We start from the raw sequence: 15,894 nt of genomic DNA, 5'->3' as shown, positions 1-15,894 counted from the left end.
GAAGGAGAGCCGTCGATGAATCAAAGCCGCGTCAAACAGACGCTCGTCAGAACCACGTTGCTCGCCGCGCTGACGGCGGGCCTCGCGTTGTCGCTGCAGGGGTGCGTGCTCGGCGTGCTCGGCGCGGCGGCCGGCGGCGGCGCGCTGATCGCGACCGATCGCCGTACGCTCGGCGCGCAGACCGAGGATCGCGAGATCCAGGTCAAGTCGCTCACGCAGATCAACAACGGGCTGCCGGACCAGTCGCACGTGAACGTGACGGTGTTCAACCGCCGCGTGCTGCTGACGGGCGAAGTGCCGAACAATGCATCGAAGCAGCGCGCCGAGGAAATTGTGCGCGGCATCAACAATGTGAACGCGATCGTCAACGAGCTGTCGGTCGAGCCGGCATCGTCGCTGTCGTCGCGCGCGAACGACTCGTACCTCGAAGGACGCGTGAAGTCCGAGTTCATCGCGACGAAGGGGCTGTCGGCGAACTACTACAAGGTCGTCAGCGAGCGCGGCAACATCTACCTGATGGGTCTCGTGACGGTCGACGAAGGCAATCGCGGTGCCGATGCGGCAAGCCAGGTGCCGGGTGTCGAGAAGGTCGTGAAGGTGTTCCAGTACATCCAGCCGCAGGACGCGCAGGCCTTGCAGGCTGCGTCGCCGAGCGATGCGTCCGGCGCGCAGGCCGCCGCCGCGCCCGTGGATTCCGCGACGGTCGGTGCGGTGCCCGATGCGTCGGTCCAGTCCACGCCGCTGCAACCGCCCGCGCCGATCTCGAATTCGTCGAGCGTGCACCCGGGCAACCCGAAGGCAACGCCGCAATGAAGTCGACGCAGATGAAGTTCACGCAATGGATGGCGCGGGGCGCCGCGGCCGCGGCGCTCGCGGCTGGTGCGCTCGGCACGGCGCATGCGGATGTCGGCGACGGCCTGAAGGTCGCGCGCAGCAACGCATGCATGGGCTGTCACGCGGTGGACCGCAAGCTCGTCGGCCCGTCGTTCAAGGATATCGCCGCCCGCTATAAGGCCGATCCGCAGGCCGTCGCGAAGCTGTCGAAGAAGGTGAAGGACGGCGGATCCGGCGTCTGGGGCGCGATTCCGATGCCGGCGCACCCGCGCATGAGCGACGCGGATCTGCATTCCGTGGTCGAATGGGTGCTGGCCGGCGCGCCATCGAAGTGACGCGTCGGGGTGACTGAAACCCTATTGCCAAGCGCGGAAATGGATGTGTATGATGGTTGTCTGTTGGGGCGGTAGCTCAGCTGGGAGAGCGTCGCGTTCGCAATGCGAAGGTCGGGAGTTCGATCCTCCTCCGCTCCACCAATAGAATCAAGGGCTTAGCCGATGGCTAGGCCTTTTTTCTTTGGTAGATTCGATTTATTGCGCCAATTTTGCGCCACTTGGGCTGTCGAAGCCTTGGACGCAACACTTAAGGAGCAGTGAATGGCATCTATCACCCGTCGAGGCGATCTTCAGTGGCAGGCTCGCGTTCGCCGCAAGGGCTACCCGGTACAGATCAAGACGTTCAACACGCGAGCTGAAGCAGAGGCCTGGGCCCGACTGATCGAGTCGGAGATCGATCGCGGTGTCTTCGTCAGCCGGGCCGAAGCGGAATCGACCACGCTCGCGGAAGCGCTCGATCGATACGATCGCGAAATCGCCGCCTCCAAGAAGGGCTACGTGCAGGAGGCGTCTCTGCTGCGCATGTGGAAGAGCACGGTCATCGCGTCCAGACCAATGGCTTCGGTGCGTAGCGCGGACATTGCCAAACTAAGGGACGATTGGTTGAAACAGACCAATCCTCCACTGAAGCCAGCCAGCGTGGTGCGGCGCCTCGCTGTCCTCTCCCATGTCTTCAGCATTGCCCGGAAGGAATGGGGCATGGAAAGTCTGCTCAATCCCCTCGAGCTGGTGCGCAAGCCACCCGCCAACAATGCACGCACCCGCCGGATCGCTGCTCCCGAAACCGACACGGAGTCTGCTCGTCAAACGGAAGCCGGGGAGTTGGGGCGTGTCGTGGCGGCAAGTGGTTCGGACTTGCTACCTGCCATTATTTGGCTCGCCGTCGAAACGGCGATGCGACGCGGGGAAATCGTCGATCTCCAGTGGGAGCACGTTGACCTACGCCGACGGGTAGCACACCTCCCGGAAACCAAGAACGGGAGTTCCAGAGACGTTCCCTTGTCGACACGTGCCGTCGAAGTGCTCAAGGAGCGACGAAAAGCTGCCAAGACGCGTAGCGGCGACGACAGGGTCTTTCCAATTCGTAGTGATGCGGTAACACGGGCGTTCGAACGTGCTGTTGAACGTGCGCGGTCTATCTACGTAACCGAATGCAAAGATGCTGGGACGGTGCCCAGCAAATCCTATCTCGAGGATCTCCGGTTCCACGATCTTCGCCATGAGGCAACTTCTCGCCTGGCGTCGATATTCCCAGTACACGATCTGGCGAAGATTACTGGACATCGCGACCCGCGTATGCTCATGCGGTACTACCATCCTCGAGCTGAAGATCTGGCGAAACGGCTGAAGTGACTGTCGTGCTGCCCAAGCTCGGCAGTTTTCCGGGGCGGTTGATGTAACCGACCCGTGAGCGTAAAGGTCCATGATGAATCCCGAACTGGCCGCCGAATTGGCTGACGAGGCAGAACTGAAGGCCGCTATACGTGAGTTACGCAAGCTGCGAAAAGAGAGCGCGCCTCTTGACCGTGCATGGTCCACTACGCGGGTCGCCAGACTCAGGTATGAGCGGGAATACGCGTTCGCGGTCAGGCAGCTACAGGAGCGGGAGGACCGTATTATGGATGAGCTGCGGCCCTATCTCGTTAAGATTGAGGCACTAGAGAAACAGGTGAGGAAGCTAGATCGCAAGGTGCGGAAAGCGCGGGCGTGATGCATGCTGCAGTGCGTGGTGAGTAGCAGCGCTCACGGCTGTTGAATGGGAGACACCAAAAACCGCTTCAATAGGGCCTGCGCTTGCAGGGGATACTGCTGCGGATTTATCGCGCTCGCAAGGGCGACGGCGGCAAGCATCTGTGCGTATGCTCCACCGGTCGACACTGCATGCACGAGGAGGTCGTGCTGAGCGATGCCAGTGGCATCGAACAGTAGGTCTAACTCCAGGTGAGCCTGCGTACGCACGGTGACCCGCCATAGGAAGCGCGGCAAATCAACTGTAAGCGCTTGTAGCACGTCAATGTTCGTACCAGCATAGTCAACTCGTACCGAGCTCTTGTAATCGCTGGCAGTCGTAAGATAGATGTCCCACTCGGCGCGCGGAACCTGCGGCATCGCTAGATTACGCAGATTATCAGCGACCGCATCAATAGAAAGCATCGCATCGTGGATGAGAGAAAACGGGATCCGGATCTTGTGATACAGCGGAAGCAACACAAAATCGGCCAAGGCATGGACCAGCCCCGGCCATGAGGTCTTCAATCCATCAATGTTTTGCGCCGGCGCGGCCCTGAGGTGCGGTGGATGCAGGTGCGGTGGAAGTTGGACTTGGTCCCACTCCATTCTTGCGAACGGTCCCACCTGGTCGTCGTGCCCGTAGAGCTTGTCGATGCGCGACGCGCGCAACAGAAAGCCGGTATTCCCAAATGCAGTGGGAGCAGCGTTGCCCATCGAGTACCCTGTCAATGCGATGGCGTGGCCACCCATCAACGCGGCTTGTGGTGTTCCCAAGCCCGTATACAGACGGGCAGCCAGGATCGACGGAATCTTTCCACGTAGATAGGCGTAAGCTACGCTGCTAAGCCCATACCTTGAGTTCGCTCCGATAACGAACGGTTCAAGGCCCACGCGACGCACCGCGTGCGCCATTTGGGTGCAAGTCAAGCCGCTGTTCGGGAAAGCGCGGGCGCTGGCAGACAGCAGATCCTCTGGCATATGATCGCCAGCCCAGTCCGTAATTTCCACTGGGGGCGGAATCATATGTTGGAACAGCTTACCCGTCCCTTGGAAGCAAGACCAGAGCGCGCTAGTGGCGCAAGCGGCGACAACCGTGTCCTGTTCCTGGTAAGCCAAGCTCTGGACGGACAACTCGAGACCGAACAGGTTGACAGGGTAGGTGCGCGAAATCGGGAAATGGCGCCGGCCGTTGTCGTCGGGGTAGGTCTTCAAGCAAGTTCGACCGACTACCGTTAGGGGCAGAGGTTTAACGACGACGAAACCCAGGTAGGACTGCTGAAGACTTTCTCTTCTCGCGTCTGCCGCGTCCATGAGTGCAGCCTCGAACGCGGTGCGATCAAATGCTGAACTAAAAAAATGGAGCCGCTGAGTGCGGCGCGGGTAATCTTGGAAGCAGCGGTCGTAGTAGGCGGCGTAGTCCTCGAGGTAGTCGCGATCAATGTAACTACGCTCTGCGACGATGGTCGCCGCACCAAGGGCTTGGAAATATTCTTCGAAGTAGCCCCTGTGACGCTTCGCGCGAAACGCGTCTACAGATGTAAGGGGGGATGCCTCATTGACGCACTGGATGAGCGTGTCAATGGTGTAAGGAAGAACGTCAAATGCCGCCAAAAATCACGCTCCTAGAGCGTGATTGGTTGATGCAGTTCCTCGCGGCGCACTTCCCGCTCTCTGTTGAGGCACTCAATCGTTCGAGCAGCATCATTCGCAGCCGACAGAATCGACTGATTAGCGCCAGCAGAATTTGCCCACTCGAGCAGTTGCTGCGGAACCAATGTGTAGAGTGACACTAACTCACCTTTGCGGAAAGAGGCGTTCATTTTTTCTCCGAGCGCTTCCGGAAAAACGCGCGATTGTACCACCCCAAGAATGACACGTCAAAAGCCGTTGCGCAACGCGAACACCTTGACATCGGCAAACTTCTGCAGAACTTTATGCGGAGAGTGTGAAAATTTCAATAAGTTCCGTCGCTTTTATGCGGCTTAGTTCGCGGTCGCTATGCGACCGCGCTCTGCGGCGGCCATTTTCCTCGGTCAATCGATAATCTGGAACTGTTTACCAGTGCGCACATACTCTGGCTCGCTGAGCTTTGGCGTTGCGCTTTGTAACGTGTCGCCGGCCGCCAGACAGGACATGCGAAGCGCCAGCGGCAACAGAGGGCAGTACCATCTTGCCGTTTAGGTCCACCGCAGGTAGTCAGTGCTAGTCGGCGGCGTTAGCGAGATCTGGCCTTAGAGGACTCGTATAACGCCGACGCTGATGCCCACGCAGCGTCCCAAACGCAGGTGGTTCGGCAGCGTAGAAGAAATCAGCCGTCCATCGCGGGTTCCCGTGGGGCTTGTTACCGAGGGCGCGACTGGTGGCGCTCCCTTTCGGCAATACGTATGGCTTCGTCGCGTGCAACGGCGGCCTCACGTTTCCGTTGGGCGTTAATCCTACGGCCCATTTGTATTGCCCCGGCGCCGAGTAAGACAAGCATAGCCCCGCCGACGAACGGTACCGGAACGTTGCCTGCCATTGTGCCGTTAATATCCACGAGCTGCGGCCAGACGTCTGCTCCGGGTAGCCGCCCAGCCAGCCCGCCAAGACGGTAGACGAACGGTGGCGTGGATGGATTTTCCGGTGGTGCGGCTAGCATCGCTGCGAATAAGGTAAATCCGATGTACATCAGCACGCATCCAACCAGTTGCCAGCCCCATGCGGAGCGTTTGGTAGGTTCGTTCATCGTTCTTCCTTCCATGGCTTGAAATCCGACGTAAGACCTACTGCGAATTGGCCATGCCGCGTTGGGCTAGTTACCGTTCGGGCTGTGTAGGGCGATGCGGAGCGACTTCAGAATACATCAGATGAATCGGGCCGCCAATCGGGTTGGTACCGTTTACGAAGCACGAGGCACTCGTATAACGCCGACGTTTCCCAAACTGCATAAATCTCTTCTGGCTTCGTAACGAGGCACTACTGTGACACGTATTTACGTACGTACATATGTACGTAAGTCATTGTTTTTAAAAGATTATTTACGAGATTGGTGGCTCGTTCTAAATTGCTCCACACAATTCGTGACGGCGATCTCACGTCGCTCGCCATGATGACACTAGAGCCGCTGGGCCAAGTCAGCGAAGAGATAACCCAGCATAAGGCGTCGGGAGTCAGCGAGTAGGGCGGATAACGCGCAAAGCCGCACTGATCACTGCCTCGGTACTCCGCTAGTCGCCCGAATAGGGTCCTCGCACGTGGGGAACGACACCCCACACGCGCTCTTGCTCGTGTATGAGAGGAAAACGTGAACTCCCTACCAGCCACGGATGGCGGATCCCCGCGCGTCATATTCATCGAACAGCTCGCTGACCTGATCGGCAAAACTCCCGCCACCATTCGCACCTTTGTTTCAAAGGCGCAATATCGGCACCTCATCCCTCCCCCTTTCAAGATGCCGCACAGCCGCAGGCTGTGTTGGTACGAGCACGAGGTCTTCGCCTGGATCGAACAGAGCCATCGGGGGCAGCAATGACGCGCCCCGCTGATACCAACGAACCGGCCCCTTGTGCCACGAGAGGTGAAACCGAAAACACTTCGGTTCTGCTGTGGGCAAAACGCAGATGGCTGATCGCATTTGCGGCGTGCCTGACGGCCGTAGTTTTCATTCGCCCCTTCAACTGGATTTGGCTGGCTTCGGCGGCGGTCTGCCTGGTGATCGCCTTGAGCACGCATGAGCGTCTCAACGCAGTCAGAGGCGCTCCGTGTAGGTGGAGGGACGTATTCGATTACGAAGACCCCCTCACCGCATGGATCAACAAGCGAACTTCCAACAGTCGGGAGGACAAGTGATGGACATGAAGCAAACCGCGAAATCAGCCGGGGTTGAGATCGCAAAACGCCTCTTTCTTCCCTTCTACGCGTTTCGAAAGAACGTGCAATCGTTCAAGGCAGCAAAGCAGCAGCACGACGAAAACATCGTTTACATCAAGGAGCTGTACGCAAGCGCGAAACGAAAGGCTCGCGCCGAACAGCAAGGCGAAGGCGATACCGCTAAAGAGCAGGGGTTCGAGGAAATGATGCGCAGCCGGTCAGTCGGCGCACCAAGCATTGCAGACCTGCAGCGACGGTTTCGCTTTCAGAAACGTCTCGCCATTGGAGCCGGCGCGGTCTTCCTCCTGATGGCCGTCTATGCCCTTTCACGCGGCAACTTGTTCGGCATCTTCACGCTAGTGGCCGGGCTGCCGGTGATGTTCATGGCCAGTCTGACCGCGCAATTCCGCCTGTGGCAACTGCAAAACCGGCGACTGTCGCGAGCTGAGCGTGGCGGCCTGAATGACTTCATGCGAGAGCCCGGTTGGTTTGTCAGCGTCATCGATCCGGAGCTCTGGAAACAACGGAAAGGAGAGCGAGCATGAAGCGCAAAGCAGCACTTTTCATTGCCGCGCTCTTGAACGGTTTGGTCACGTTGCCCGCATTTGCCCAAAGCACGTCGCTTGGGGAGATCACGCAGGCTGCGCAACGCTCAGGTGATCTCAGCCGGCAAGCCCTAGTCGGCGTCTTCGGCAACGTGGTGAACAACCCGCTCGCAACAGGTGGAGCCGGAGGCGGCGATACGATCTTCGCGAGTCTGTTCCAGGTGATGAACGGTGGGCTACTTGTCGTCGGGGCCTTCTTCGCATGCTATACGTGGTTCAAAAAGCTCTCTCAAGCTGCGCATAGCGGAGCGGTCTACGGAGAAAACAAAGGCACCATGTGGGGGCCGATTCGCCTCGTGTGGGGATTGGCATCGCTGGTGCCGACGGCGAACGGCTGGGCACTCTCGCAACTGCTGATGTTATGGGCCGCTTCGATTATGGGTGTCGGTATCGCCAACATGGGGACCGACGCAGCAATCCAGGCCTTTTCGGACGGGAAGGGCATGGTGGTGCAACCGGCAATGCCCAGCACGATACAGCTCGCGCGAGACCTGTATCAGGCGAACCTGTGTATGCACGCTTACAACGCAAGCCTCTCCATGGTCGCCGCGAACGGGGGCTTTCCGCCGGACCAGAAGGAATACGTGCAGATCACATCAGGCACCCAAGGCCTCGTATTGCGTAATCCCATCGGCACAAAATACTGCGGTGGTGCGGATATCGATACGTCGAAGCTGACTCCGCAAGACCAATCCACCAATTGGTTCAGCGGCACCATTGATACAACCACGCTGTACCAAGCTCACCTGCAGGCCCTCGGAAACATGGAAACCGCACTGTCGCCGGCGGCGCAAGCATTCGTCAACGCCGTTATCGATCAGCAAACGAACGCCAGTGCCATCCTTCCGGATGCAGAGGTAGCAATCCAGTCGGCCGCGCAACAATATGAGGCCACGATTCAGAGTCAGGCAGCGACAAGCACGGGCAACATCAGCAGCCTGGCCGGTCAGCTCAGTAGCTCGATCAAGGAGGCGGGTTGGTGGTCGCTCGGCGCGTGGTATCAGACGTTTGCGCAGGCCAATAGCAAGCTCTCCGATGCGGTGTCAGCCGTCGCTCGTGTTTACAAAGAGAAGGTGGGAGGGGACGTAGGCGTTTCCCAGTTGCGTGACCAGGTCGACAGGGCGTTCCAGCTCCAAGAAGCCGGCTCGACGACAGCCCAGCCGTTGGGTAACGCAGGAAATGCCAGTGAAAAAGATGGTGGTAAGGCCCTCAGCCAGATCTTCTCGGGCTTTGGACAGAAGATCATTGCCGCGATGACCAGCAGCGGAGACGCAGAGCGTGGCACCGTAAACCCGCTCATCAAGATGAAAAACCTGGGGGACTATGTATTGGGGGGCGTTGACGCTGCTTTCGGTACGTGGGTAGGCCTGAACGTAATTGTCGCGGGTGCGAATGCGAGCATCTGGGGCACACTGGCGAACTTCGCCGCCGGCCTCGGTGCAGCTGCCGGAGCGGTACTGCATGCGACGGAGCCGATGCTGTTCACGCTGCTCATTCCGCTCCTGTTCATTGGTGCCGGCTTGTCTCTGTACCTGCCCATGATCCCGTTCATCACCTGGTTCGGGGCCGTCATCAATTGGCTCGTGATCGTGTGCGAAGCCATCGTGGCCGCTCCTCTGTGGGCAATGACGCACCTGGGCGGTGAGGGCGATGGCATGGGTCAACGCACGACGCACGGGTATATCTTCCTGCTAAACGTGACGGTGCGACCGATCCTGATGGTTGTTGGCTTCTTCTCCGGCGGAGCCGTTCTGGTTGAAGGCGGAACGGTACTCACGAAATTTTTTGGAATCGCAGTCGCGAACGCCCAATTCGATTCGTTGACGGGCATTGTTAGCGTCATCGGGTACCTCGCGATCTATTTCATGCTTGGCGCGAATCTGATTCACACGAGCTTTAGCCTAATCTTCGTTGTGCCCGACCAGGTGCTCAACTGGGTAGGTGGCGTGGCGACGGCGACGCTCGGCCGAGAAACGACTGGCGAAGTGCGAGGCGCGCTAGCGGTGTTTTCTAGCAAGCTTGAGCGAATCATGCCGGGCACCCCCAAGCGCACCCCTGATAAAGGCGGAAGCCGCCCAGGTCAAACCGATGGAATGCACTCGTGAGGAAATAAGTCATGCTTAACTTATCAATTGTGTTGGTTCCGGTCGTGCTGGCCCTCGCGTCGTTCGCCGGCCTCGCCTTCAGTGGATTTGGGCTGTTCGTGGGCGTAGGCGTGCGCGACGGCACGCCGTGGATCGTAACGTCCGTTGCCGGCCTGGTCGTGGCCATTGTTTGGATCCGGTTGTTTGCAAGCCATCTGACCGCAAAACTGCAGCGACAGGTACAACGCGTCGCCCCTCCGGGTTTTCATCCGACCGTCGAGGCCAGCGCCCCGACCGAAGGTCAGTACGTCGGAATCTCGACGGAGACCGGGAGTGTGGTAGTCGTTGACAAGAAGAAACGCATCGCCAAGCAGATGCCGATCGACAAGGTGTCGCGGTGGGAGTTCGAAGACGCCGAACGGAGCAGCACGTACCTAGTGCTGTGGTTCAACGATCATGCGTTGCCATCGACACGGGTGCTTGTACCACGTCGAAGTGTCGATGACACGGCGTCGCGGTTGCGAATGGCGTTGGGGTTCTAGCAAAACAAGACCGGGCCTGATGGCCCGGTTTTTCTATGCAAGCGTGGTGCGGATCTCGTGCAACGCTAGGATCTCATGCTCGGCCGCGCCTCGCCGGCGCAGCTCGAGCGCGGCCGTCGATCGCTGTGCCTGGTGCTCGAGCTGCTGGTGCTCGATTAACCGGCCCAGCAGGATCACCTCGCCTTCGGGCCCGAAGGCCCGGAGCTGCGTCGGGCCCTCGGACGCCCGGCGGTCGAGGATCTGCCAGCCGCGGCGATGGAACGAGGGCGATCGACAAACGCTGGCCAGCGTGGCCGGCGTCAGCACGGCGGCCGCGATCGACAGTGGCCGGGTGGGCTCAGTGTGCACGGGGCTCTCCAATCGATCGCAGAAAGGTGATCATCCGCGTGTTGTTGCCAATCGACGTCGACGGAAAGCCACCGCTCTTCCGCAGCTCGCCGACGTGTTCGGGCGAAAAACCCATGCCGGCCACGGCCGCGTCGTCGCCCTTCGCAAGCGCTTTGTTGGCTGCACGCATGAGGTTATTTGCCGACTGCATGCGTGCGATCTCGGTCCGGATTGCATCCGGACTGATAGGATATTCAGTTGCCATGTCATCACCTCTAGTCTAGGTGGTGTTGTGGAAGTCCCGTCCGCGTGTTCCAGCACACGGGCGGGGCGCCTGATCCGAATCAGGTAGACGGTGGGGCCTCCTGGTCCGGCTGATGCTCGCCGAGCTCGGCGAGAATATCGGGCTGTAGCTCGAGCTGGCCAACGTAGACCAGCGGTGTGCCGCAGCGAGTGTGATCGTCACTCATTGCCTTTCCTGATCCGTGCCTGTAGCTCGGCTCGTTTCTTGGCAAAGCTAGCTTCTGCTTCTTCATTGGATACCCATTTAGTATTCGGATCGTCCGCCTCTTCAAGGCCCCTGCTAACCTCTTCCCAATACCACTGGTTATAGGCTGCTGCGTCGGCAAGCAACTGCAACGTAGGCTCGTGTCGAGCCGTGACCCGCTCGAGGATCAAGCAGTAAGCCTGGAGGGGCGACAGCCCTTGCTCGGACAGAATGGCCGCCGCCTCGTCGTGGAGCACGTCGATCCGCGCCTTGGCCTCGTCATCGGTCATGATCAATACCCCGCTTCCTTCTGGTGTCGGACGGTCAAGATTTGCCCAATTCATGGCTTGCCGGGGCGGCGGGGCATTTGCCGGTGCAACTGCTGCGCTGCGGCCGCCGCCCTGGCACGCCGCAGCGCTTCCTGCTCGGCGTCTCGGAGCCGGACCTCAATTCGATGTTCGACGATGATGTCGATCGCGCGTCGCTTGAATTCTTCGCTGCCCGTGAGCTCGAATGCGCCCCCGTACTTTTCCGCTGCCAATCGCAGCGCAGTCGTGATTGATGCGTCATCGCGGTTGCCTTTGGCGAGCACGTCAATGCGTCGCCCGAGATCGATGAAAGCGTCGCGGCCGTCGTCCAACCGATAGATAACGGCTCCGTCCCGGCGAACGCGGAAATACAGTCCATCAGAGACGCTTCGTGCAACCGGATCGACATCGCCAACGTGAATGATGCCGTCGGCATCATCATTGGCCAGCGCCCGCACCAGCTCTCGCGTCTGTCGCTTCTCACTGTAGACGAAGCCGCGTAGCTGGCCGATAGCCGCACTGTCGCCGGCGGCCGCCTGGCGCTCGACCCACTCGCGGTACGACAGTCTGCGATTCGTTGGGTCGGCGCATAGCGCTTCACGCTCCCTGCGGATCTCGCGTCGCAGCCGATCGCGGTCCCGCAGCGTCTCGAATGCAACGACGCTGTACAGCATTTTGCGGGCCGAAGCATACGGGACAGTCTCTCGGATCTCGAGCCGCTTCTGGCGGGCAGCTTCGCGGATATCCGAGAATCGCTGCCGCACGGTAGCCGGGTCGAGTCGACGATATTCAAACGCACTCTTGTAATCACCGTACCGGGCGCGCAGCTCGCGTCGCGCCTGTGCGCGCTCCTGGCGCCGATCCTCCCGCATCTGCGGGTCGCGTTTCGGCGGTCGATCCTTGTCGTAGGTGAGAACAGCACCGGTCGTCGACGCGGACGGCTCGAACGGCCCAAGCCGTTTGGCCAGCCGAGCTTTACCCAACGCCTCGTGCATGTCGCTGGCCTTGATCGGCGTCGTCGCGACGGCCACGAGATCATAGATGGCGAAGCCCTGCCCTTTCTCGCGGATCTCGAGCCCGTACTTGGCGAGCAGATTGTGCAGTTGACGCCACGTCAGCTGGTCATTTTTCAGCGCTGCCAAGAGCGCTTTGCGCGGCTCTCCGCGCGCATAGGTAAACAAGCTTTCCTGATCAGCGTGCCGCTCCATGTCGGCCGCCGGCGTCGGTCGCTTGCCTTTCGTCGCAGGGTCTTTGCTCGCCCAGTCGATGATGACGTGACCGTTGCGTTGGAAAACAGCGTAGGGGCCATTGTCGTGCTGCCAGCCGTATCGGAGCTCGAGCTCGCGCATCGCGCGATCCAGCTTGAAATAGTCGCGCTCGGGATAGACCGCTGCGAACGTATCGGGACTCACGCGATTCACGGCAATGTGCAGGTGCGTATTGTCGGTGTCGCGATGCACGGCAAAAACGTATTGGTGATCCGCCATGCCGACGGTGTCGAGCGCGTGTGCGCCACATTCGAAAGCCTGTGCATCGGATGGTGATTCATTCGCCGGCCATGACAGAACGACGTGGTACACGGCGTCCTTAACCCGGGCATTCTGGATCGCCACAGCCTCCATTTCAGCCGCAGCAGACGACAGTGACAAGCAATTGTGTTCGCACGCGACGCCGGTTGGCGTTACGAGACGTTCGGCCTGGCCGAGGAGTCGCCCGGACCAGAGTTCTGCAAGGGCCTCCGCTTCCGCCTGGCTATGCACTGTCGGAATCGGTTTCCTACCGAGCCCGAGAAGGGCGCGTCGCGCCCGTGCCTTCTGCTGGAAATTGCGATCAATTTTCGGTGATTGTCGAAGGTAGTTCGCTGCTGCCCGTAGATGCGCTCGAGCGCGCTGAAGAGTCTTGAGATGTTTTTCCCGATCGAGTGGGGCGCTGGGATCAACCTCGTCACCCAGATTTTTCCTCTCTTCATCGCGATTGGTGATGTATTCCACCAAGTCCTTGAAACTCGATTTCAGATCTTCTCGTCGCGGTGGGATTTTGGCCAACATTTTCAGTCACCGATGCGGGCAATTGCTTCACGAATTTTGACGAGGATGGCAGCGTATTCTTTCGACAGCACTCCGCCGCCTTCATTGAACAGATGCTTCTGCAAACCACCGAGGCGGCGAAGCTCGTTCAGGATGTGCTTATCGATCTTCGTGCGCGTGCGACGGCCAAGCGCCGCCGCGAGCACGAATTGCCCGACACTCATGCCGCAATCGCGCGCCTTCTCCCGGACCGAAGCTTCCTCGTCTTCGTAGCACCGAATTGGTGGAAGCATGCCGGTCCTCCTTCGTTGTTCGCTCGTACTCATTGTTACGGCCTCAATCTTGAAGTCGGGGTCTCGGGGCGATGCCCTGAGCAGGGACGGTAGGCTGCGCATAGGGAGTGGAACGACTGGTGCGCTGCCGGTTGGAATGGCGCCAATTTGGCGGTATTACAAACCCTACCCTGTCACCGAAGTTACGCTGTTGTTTGTGGAAGTTTGAAGGTAGCTCGCGTGAACGATTTTTTGAAGCAAAATCGAAGGGTGCGAAGAGGGACTCCGAATAGTTCAAAGCAACTCTTTTCGGCACACTACTCGGTGGATGAAAATGTGTTGTTTCTGCCAGACAAGTGCCAATCAATACGACGGCTTTCGACTGACACGCGAGTCGTGTTCGCGGCCGATACATTGCACACCAATGGAGATATGTCGATGAACATCACGGATCGCGCCGGTAGGTGCCCGGCATTACCTTGACGATCGTGCCGTTGCGCTCGTAGGTGCGCACCCGCATATCCCCTGCCTTCAGCGCGAACAGCGGATGTTCCATACTGGCCATGTCATCCTTTGGCGCAACATCGAGAATGTCGGCAACGAAGAAATCTCGCTGGCGTAGAAGGAAACCGATTTCCTGCCTATCGCAACGAGGGCCTACCTCTACCTCTCTGGCACGCCGTTCAAGGCGCTGGCCACGGGCGAATTCATCGAAGAACAAATTTTCAACTGGACTTACACCGATGAGCAGCGCGCCAAAGAGGAATTCGCCGTTCAGAATCCCAGCACGCGCAACCCCTACGGCGCGCTACCGCAGTTGCGCCTTCTCACCTACCAGATGCCGGATGAGTTGCTAGCCATTGCCAGCGGCGGCGAGTTCGACGAGTTCGACCTTAATGAGTTCTTCTCCGCAACAGGCACAGACAAGGGCGCGCAGTTCAAATACAAAAGCGACGTGCAGAAGTGGTTGGACATCATCCGTGGCCAATATGCGCCCAAGGCCGTGGAAAGCCTCAAGACGGGCACACGCCCTCCCTTCCCGTATTCGGACGTGCGGCTACTGCCGTACCTGCAGCATTCGTTCTGGTTCCTGCCCAACGTCGCCGCGTGCCACGCGATGGCGAACCTGCTGACCGAGAAGCACAACACGTTCTGGCGCGGCTATAAGGTGATTGTGGCTGCTGGGGCGCAGGCGGGCATCGGGCTGGACGCTCTGCCGCCCGTTCGGAAGGTGATCGCCGGCGGCTTTGAAACCAAGACCATCACGCTGTCGTGCGGCAAACTCACCACGGGCGTGACTGTGCCGCAGTGGTCGTCCATCCTGATGCTGCGCAATCTGAAGTCGCCAGAGACTTACTTTCAGGCGGCGTTTCGTGTGCAGTCCCCGTGGTCTATCAAGAACCCGAACGGCGACAACCCGAACGAGGAAGAAATCCTCAAGCCCGTGTGCTTTGTCTTTGACTTTGCGCCTACACGCGCGCTGCGACAACTTTCCGAATATGCCATCGGGCTCTCCCCCAACGAGTCGAACCCGGAGAACGCAGTCAGGGATCTGGTGTCCTTCCTGCCAGTGCTGGCCTACGACAATGCCAACATGACGCAGATCGACGCGGGCGGCATTCTCGACATTGCGATGGCAGGCACCTCGGCCACGCTGCTTGCGCGCAAATGGGAGAGCGCGCTACTAGTCAACGTGGACAACGACACGCTGCGCCGCATTATGGACAACCCGGAAGCGATGGCCGCCGTGGGGCGTATCGAGGGCTGGCGCGCGCTGGGCGACAACGTCATCGAGACCATCATCAACAAGAGCGAGAAGGTCAAGGACCTCAAGAACAAGGCGAAGGAGCGTGATCTCACGGCCAAGCAGAAGAAGCAGCTTACCGAGGAGGAGAAGGACTACAAGTCCAAGCGCAAGCTGGTGCAGGAGAAGCTGATCAAATTCGCCACGCGTATTCCGGCGTTCATGTACCTGACCGACTTCCGTGAAAACACACTACGGGACGTCATTACCAAGCTGGAGCCAGATCTGTTCCTCGCCGTTACCGGCCTCACGGTGCAAGACTTTCACCTGCTGGTGCAGTTGAAGGTGTTCAACACCGAGCAGATGAACCAGGCGGTATTTGCGTTCCGACGCTATGAGGATGCGGGCCTTGCCTATACCGGCATCGAATCGCACCCTGGCCTCATTCACTATGGCCTGTATGACACGGTGGTAGCCAAAGAGTAGGAATGCTTGTATTCCGTTCATGTTGCCACGTCGTTCTTGCTGTCATCCTCTTCGCCACGACTAAAGATGCCTCATTGCAATGCAAGTACTGGGAACGCCAGCGTAGTGTCGGGTTTTGTGCGGTTCCATCAATCATTGCCGACAGGCTACGATGCATAGGCATTTTCGACTGGATGGGCAGCTTGAACTGAGGCTAGACGATGACGCCGAGGTACTGATCTGTGACGTTTGCCAGATCAGTGCCTCGTGGGTGCGATTCCGTT

Annotated in this window: 19 protein-coding genes and 1 tRNA gene; 10 read left to right on the top strand and 10 right to left on the bottom strand. The window is 59.3% G+C overall.

What is annotated here, in order from left to right; translation table 11 throughout:
• Window positions 1-15: 15 nt before the first annotated feature.
• From DIE15_RS24900 to DIE15_RS24880, 5 genes are all read left to right on the top strand, one after another.
• Window positions 16-813 carry a BON domain-containing protein gene (locus tag DIE15_RS24900; protein WP_124834604.1) on the top strand — a complete coding sequence of 266 codons (798 nt, stop codon included), beginning with the start codon at window positions 16-18 and terminating at the stop codon, window positions 811-813.
• Window positions 810-1,169: a c-type cytochrome gene (locus tag DIE15_RS24895; protein ID WP_124834603.1), complete on the top strand. Its 360-nt coding sequence runs from the start codon at window positions 810-812 to the stop codon at window positions 1,167-1,169. Before DIE15_RS24900 ends, DIE15_RS24895 begins: the two co-directional genes overlap by 4 nt.
• A gap of 65 nt (window positions 1,170-1,234) precedes the next feature.
• Window positions 1,235-1,310, top strand: a tRNA-Ala gene (locus tag DIE15_RS24890).
• A 120-nt stretch (window positions 1,311-1,430) separates the two neighbouring features.
• Window positions 1,431-2,522, top strand: a complete 1,092-nt coding sequence (locus DIE15_RS24885; protein ID WP_124834602.1) for a site-specific integrase — start codon at window positions 1,431-1,433, stop codon at window positions 2,520-2,522.
• 70 nt (window positions 2,523-2,592) lie between these two features.
• Window positions 2,593-2,880 (top strand): hypothetical protein, encoded by a 288-nt coding sequence (locus tag DIE15_RS24880; RefSeq protein ID WP_260428334.1) that lies wholly within the window; start codon window positions 2,593-2,595, stop codon window positions 2,878-2,880.
• Window positions 2,881-2,912: 32 nt separating this feature from the next.
• Here DIE15_RS24880 and DIE15_RS24875 read toward each other — a convergent pair whose 3' ends face one another.
• The 3 genes from DIE15_RS24875 to DIE15_RS24865 all read right to left on the bottom strand — a co-directional run bounded on the left by DIE15_RS24875 (window position 2,913) and on the right by DIE15_RS24865 (window position 5,625).
• Window positions 2,913-4,511: a hypothetical protein gene (locus tag DIE15_RS24875; protein ID WP_124834601.1), complete on the bottom strand. Its 1,599-nt coding sequence runs from the start codon at window positions 4,509-4,511 to the stop codon at window positions 2,913-2,915.
• Between the two features lie 11 nt (window positions 4,512-4,522).
• The gene (locus tag DIE15_RS24870) at window positions 4,523-4,720 is read right to left on the bottom strand and encodes a hypothetical protein (RefSeq protein ID WP_124834600.1); all 198 of its coding nucleotides are present in this window, start codon (window positions 4,718-4,720) and stop codon (window positions 4,523-4,525) included.
• Between the two features lie 521 nt (window positions 4,721-5,241).
• A complete protein-coding gene (locus DIE15_RS24865) occupies window positions 5,242-5,625 on the bottom strand; it encodes a hypothetical protein (protein ID WP_124834599.1) in 384 nt (127 codons plus the stop codon).
• Window positions 5,626-6,183: 558 nt separating this feature from the next.
• On the opposite strand from DIE15_RS24865, the gene DIE15_RS24860 reads away from it, so the two are divergent.
• The 4 genes from DIE15_RS24860 (at window position 6,184) to DIE15_RS24845 (ending at window position 9,980) form a co-directional block, all read left to right on the top strand.
• A complete protein-coding gene (locus DIE15_RS24860) occupies window positions 6,184-6,411 on the top strand; it encodes an AlpA family transcriptional regulator (RefSeq protein ID WP_124834598.1) in 228 nt (75 codons plus the stop codon).
• Between the two features lie 316 nt (window positions 6,412-6,727).
• Window positions 6,728-7,294: a hypothetical protein gene (locus DIE15_RS24855; protein WP_260428333.1), complete on the top strand. Its 567-nt coding sequence runs from the start codon at window positions 6,728-6,730 to the stop codon at window positions 7,292-7,294.
• Entirely contained in the window at window positions 7,291-9,459 is a 2,169-nt protein-coding gene (locus DIE15_RS24850) for a DotA/TraY family protein (protein WP_124834596.1), read from the top strand. The genes DIE15_RS24855 and DIE15_RS24850 overlap by 4 nt, the downstream gene beginning before the upstream one ends.
• Window positions 9,460-9,470: 11 nt before the next feature.
• Window positions 9,471-9,980 (top strand): hypothetical protein, encoded by a 510-nt coding sequence (locus tag DIE15_RS24845; protein ID WP_124834595.1) that lies wholly within the window; start codon window positions 9,471-9,473, stop codon window positions 9,978-9,980.
• Between the two features lie 33 nt (window positions 9,981-10,013).
• Here the strand turns inward: DIE15_RS24845 and DIE15_RS24840 are convergent, their stop codons facing one another.
• The 7 genes from DIE15_RS24840 to DIE15_RS24815 all read right to left on the bottom strand — a co-directional run bounded on the left by DIE15_RS24840 (window position 10,014) and on the right by DIE15_RS24815 (window position 14,122).
• Window positions 10,014-10,328 carry a hypothetical protein gene (locus DIE15_RS24840; RefSeq protein ID WP_124834594.1) on the bottom strand — a complete coding sequence of 105 codons (315 nt, stop codon included), beginning with the start codon at window positions 10,326-10,328 and terminating at the stop codon, window positions 10,014-10,016.
• Window positions 10,318-10,572, bottom strand: coding sequence for a hypothetical protein (locus tag DIE15_RS24835; RefSeq protein WP_260428332.1), 255 nt, complete (start codon window positions 10,570-10,572; stop codon window positions 10,318-10,320). Before DIE15_RS24835 ends, DIE15_RS24840 begins: the two co-directional genes overlap by 11 nt.
• Before the next feature lie 79 nt (window positions 10,573-10,651).
• Window positions 10,652-10,777, bottom strand: a complete 126-nt coding sequence (locus tag DIE15_RS37790; RefSeq protein ID WP_260428331.1) for a hypothetical protein — start codon at window positions 10,775-10,777, stop codon at window positions 10,652-10,654.
• The gene (locus DIE15_RS24830; protein WP_260428330.1) at window positions 10,770-11,084 is read right to left on the bottom strand and encodes a hypothetical protein; all 315 of its coding nucleotides are present in this window, start codon (window positions 11,082-11,084) and stop codon (window positions 10,770-10,772) included. The genes DIE15_RS37790 and DIE15_RS24830 overlap by 8 nt, the downstream gene beginning before the upstream one ends.
• Window positions 11,085-11,134: 50 nt before the next feature.
• Complete coding sequence (gene traI, locus DIE15_RS24825; protein ID WP_260428329.1) at window positions 11,135-13,150, bottom strand: TraI/MobA(P) family conjugative relaxase; 2,016 nt, start codon at window positions 13,148-13,150, stop codon at window positions 11,135-11,137.
• Between the two features lie 2 nt (window positions 13,151-13,152).
• The gene (gene mobA / locus DIE15_RS24820) at window positions 13,153-13,422 is read right to left on the bottom strand and encodes a plasmid mobilization protein MobA (protein ID WP_221624180.1); all 270 of its coding nucleotides are present in this window, start codon (window positions 13,420-13,422) and stop codon (window positions 13,153-13,155) included.
• A gap of 424 nt (window positions 13,423-13,846) precedes the next feature.
• Window positions 13,847-14,122 (bottom strand): replication initiator protein A, encoded by a 276-nt coding sequence (locus tag DIE15_RS24815; protein WP_221624179.1) that lies wholly within the window; start codon window positions 14,120-14,122, stop codon window positions 13,847-13,849.
• Window positions 14,123-14,218: 96 nt separating this feature from the next.
• On the opposite strand from DIE15_RS24815, the gene DIE15_RS24810 reads away from it, so the two are divergent.
• The gene (locus DIE15_RS24810; RefSeq protein ID WP_260428328.1) at window positions 14,219-15,631 is read left to right on the top strand and encodes a hypothetical protein; all 1,413 of its coding nucleotides are present in this window, start codon (window positions 14,219-14,221) and stop codon (window positions 15,629-15,631) included.
• The last annotated feature ends 263 nt before the right edge of the window (window positions 15,632-15,894 follow it).

The sequence above is a fragment of the Burkholderia sp. Bp9031 genome (assembly GCF_003857965.1).
GTDB classification, from domain to species: Bacteria; Pseudomonadota; Gammaproteobacteria; order Burkholderiales; family Burkholderiaceae; genus Burkholderia; species Burkholderia ambifaria_A.
Note: the sequence above shows the minus strand (reverse complement) of the source record. Positions and strands in the feature narration are given on the sequence as shown.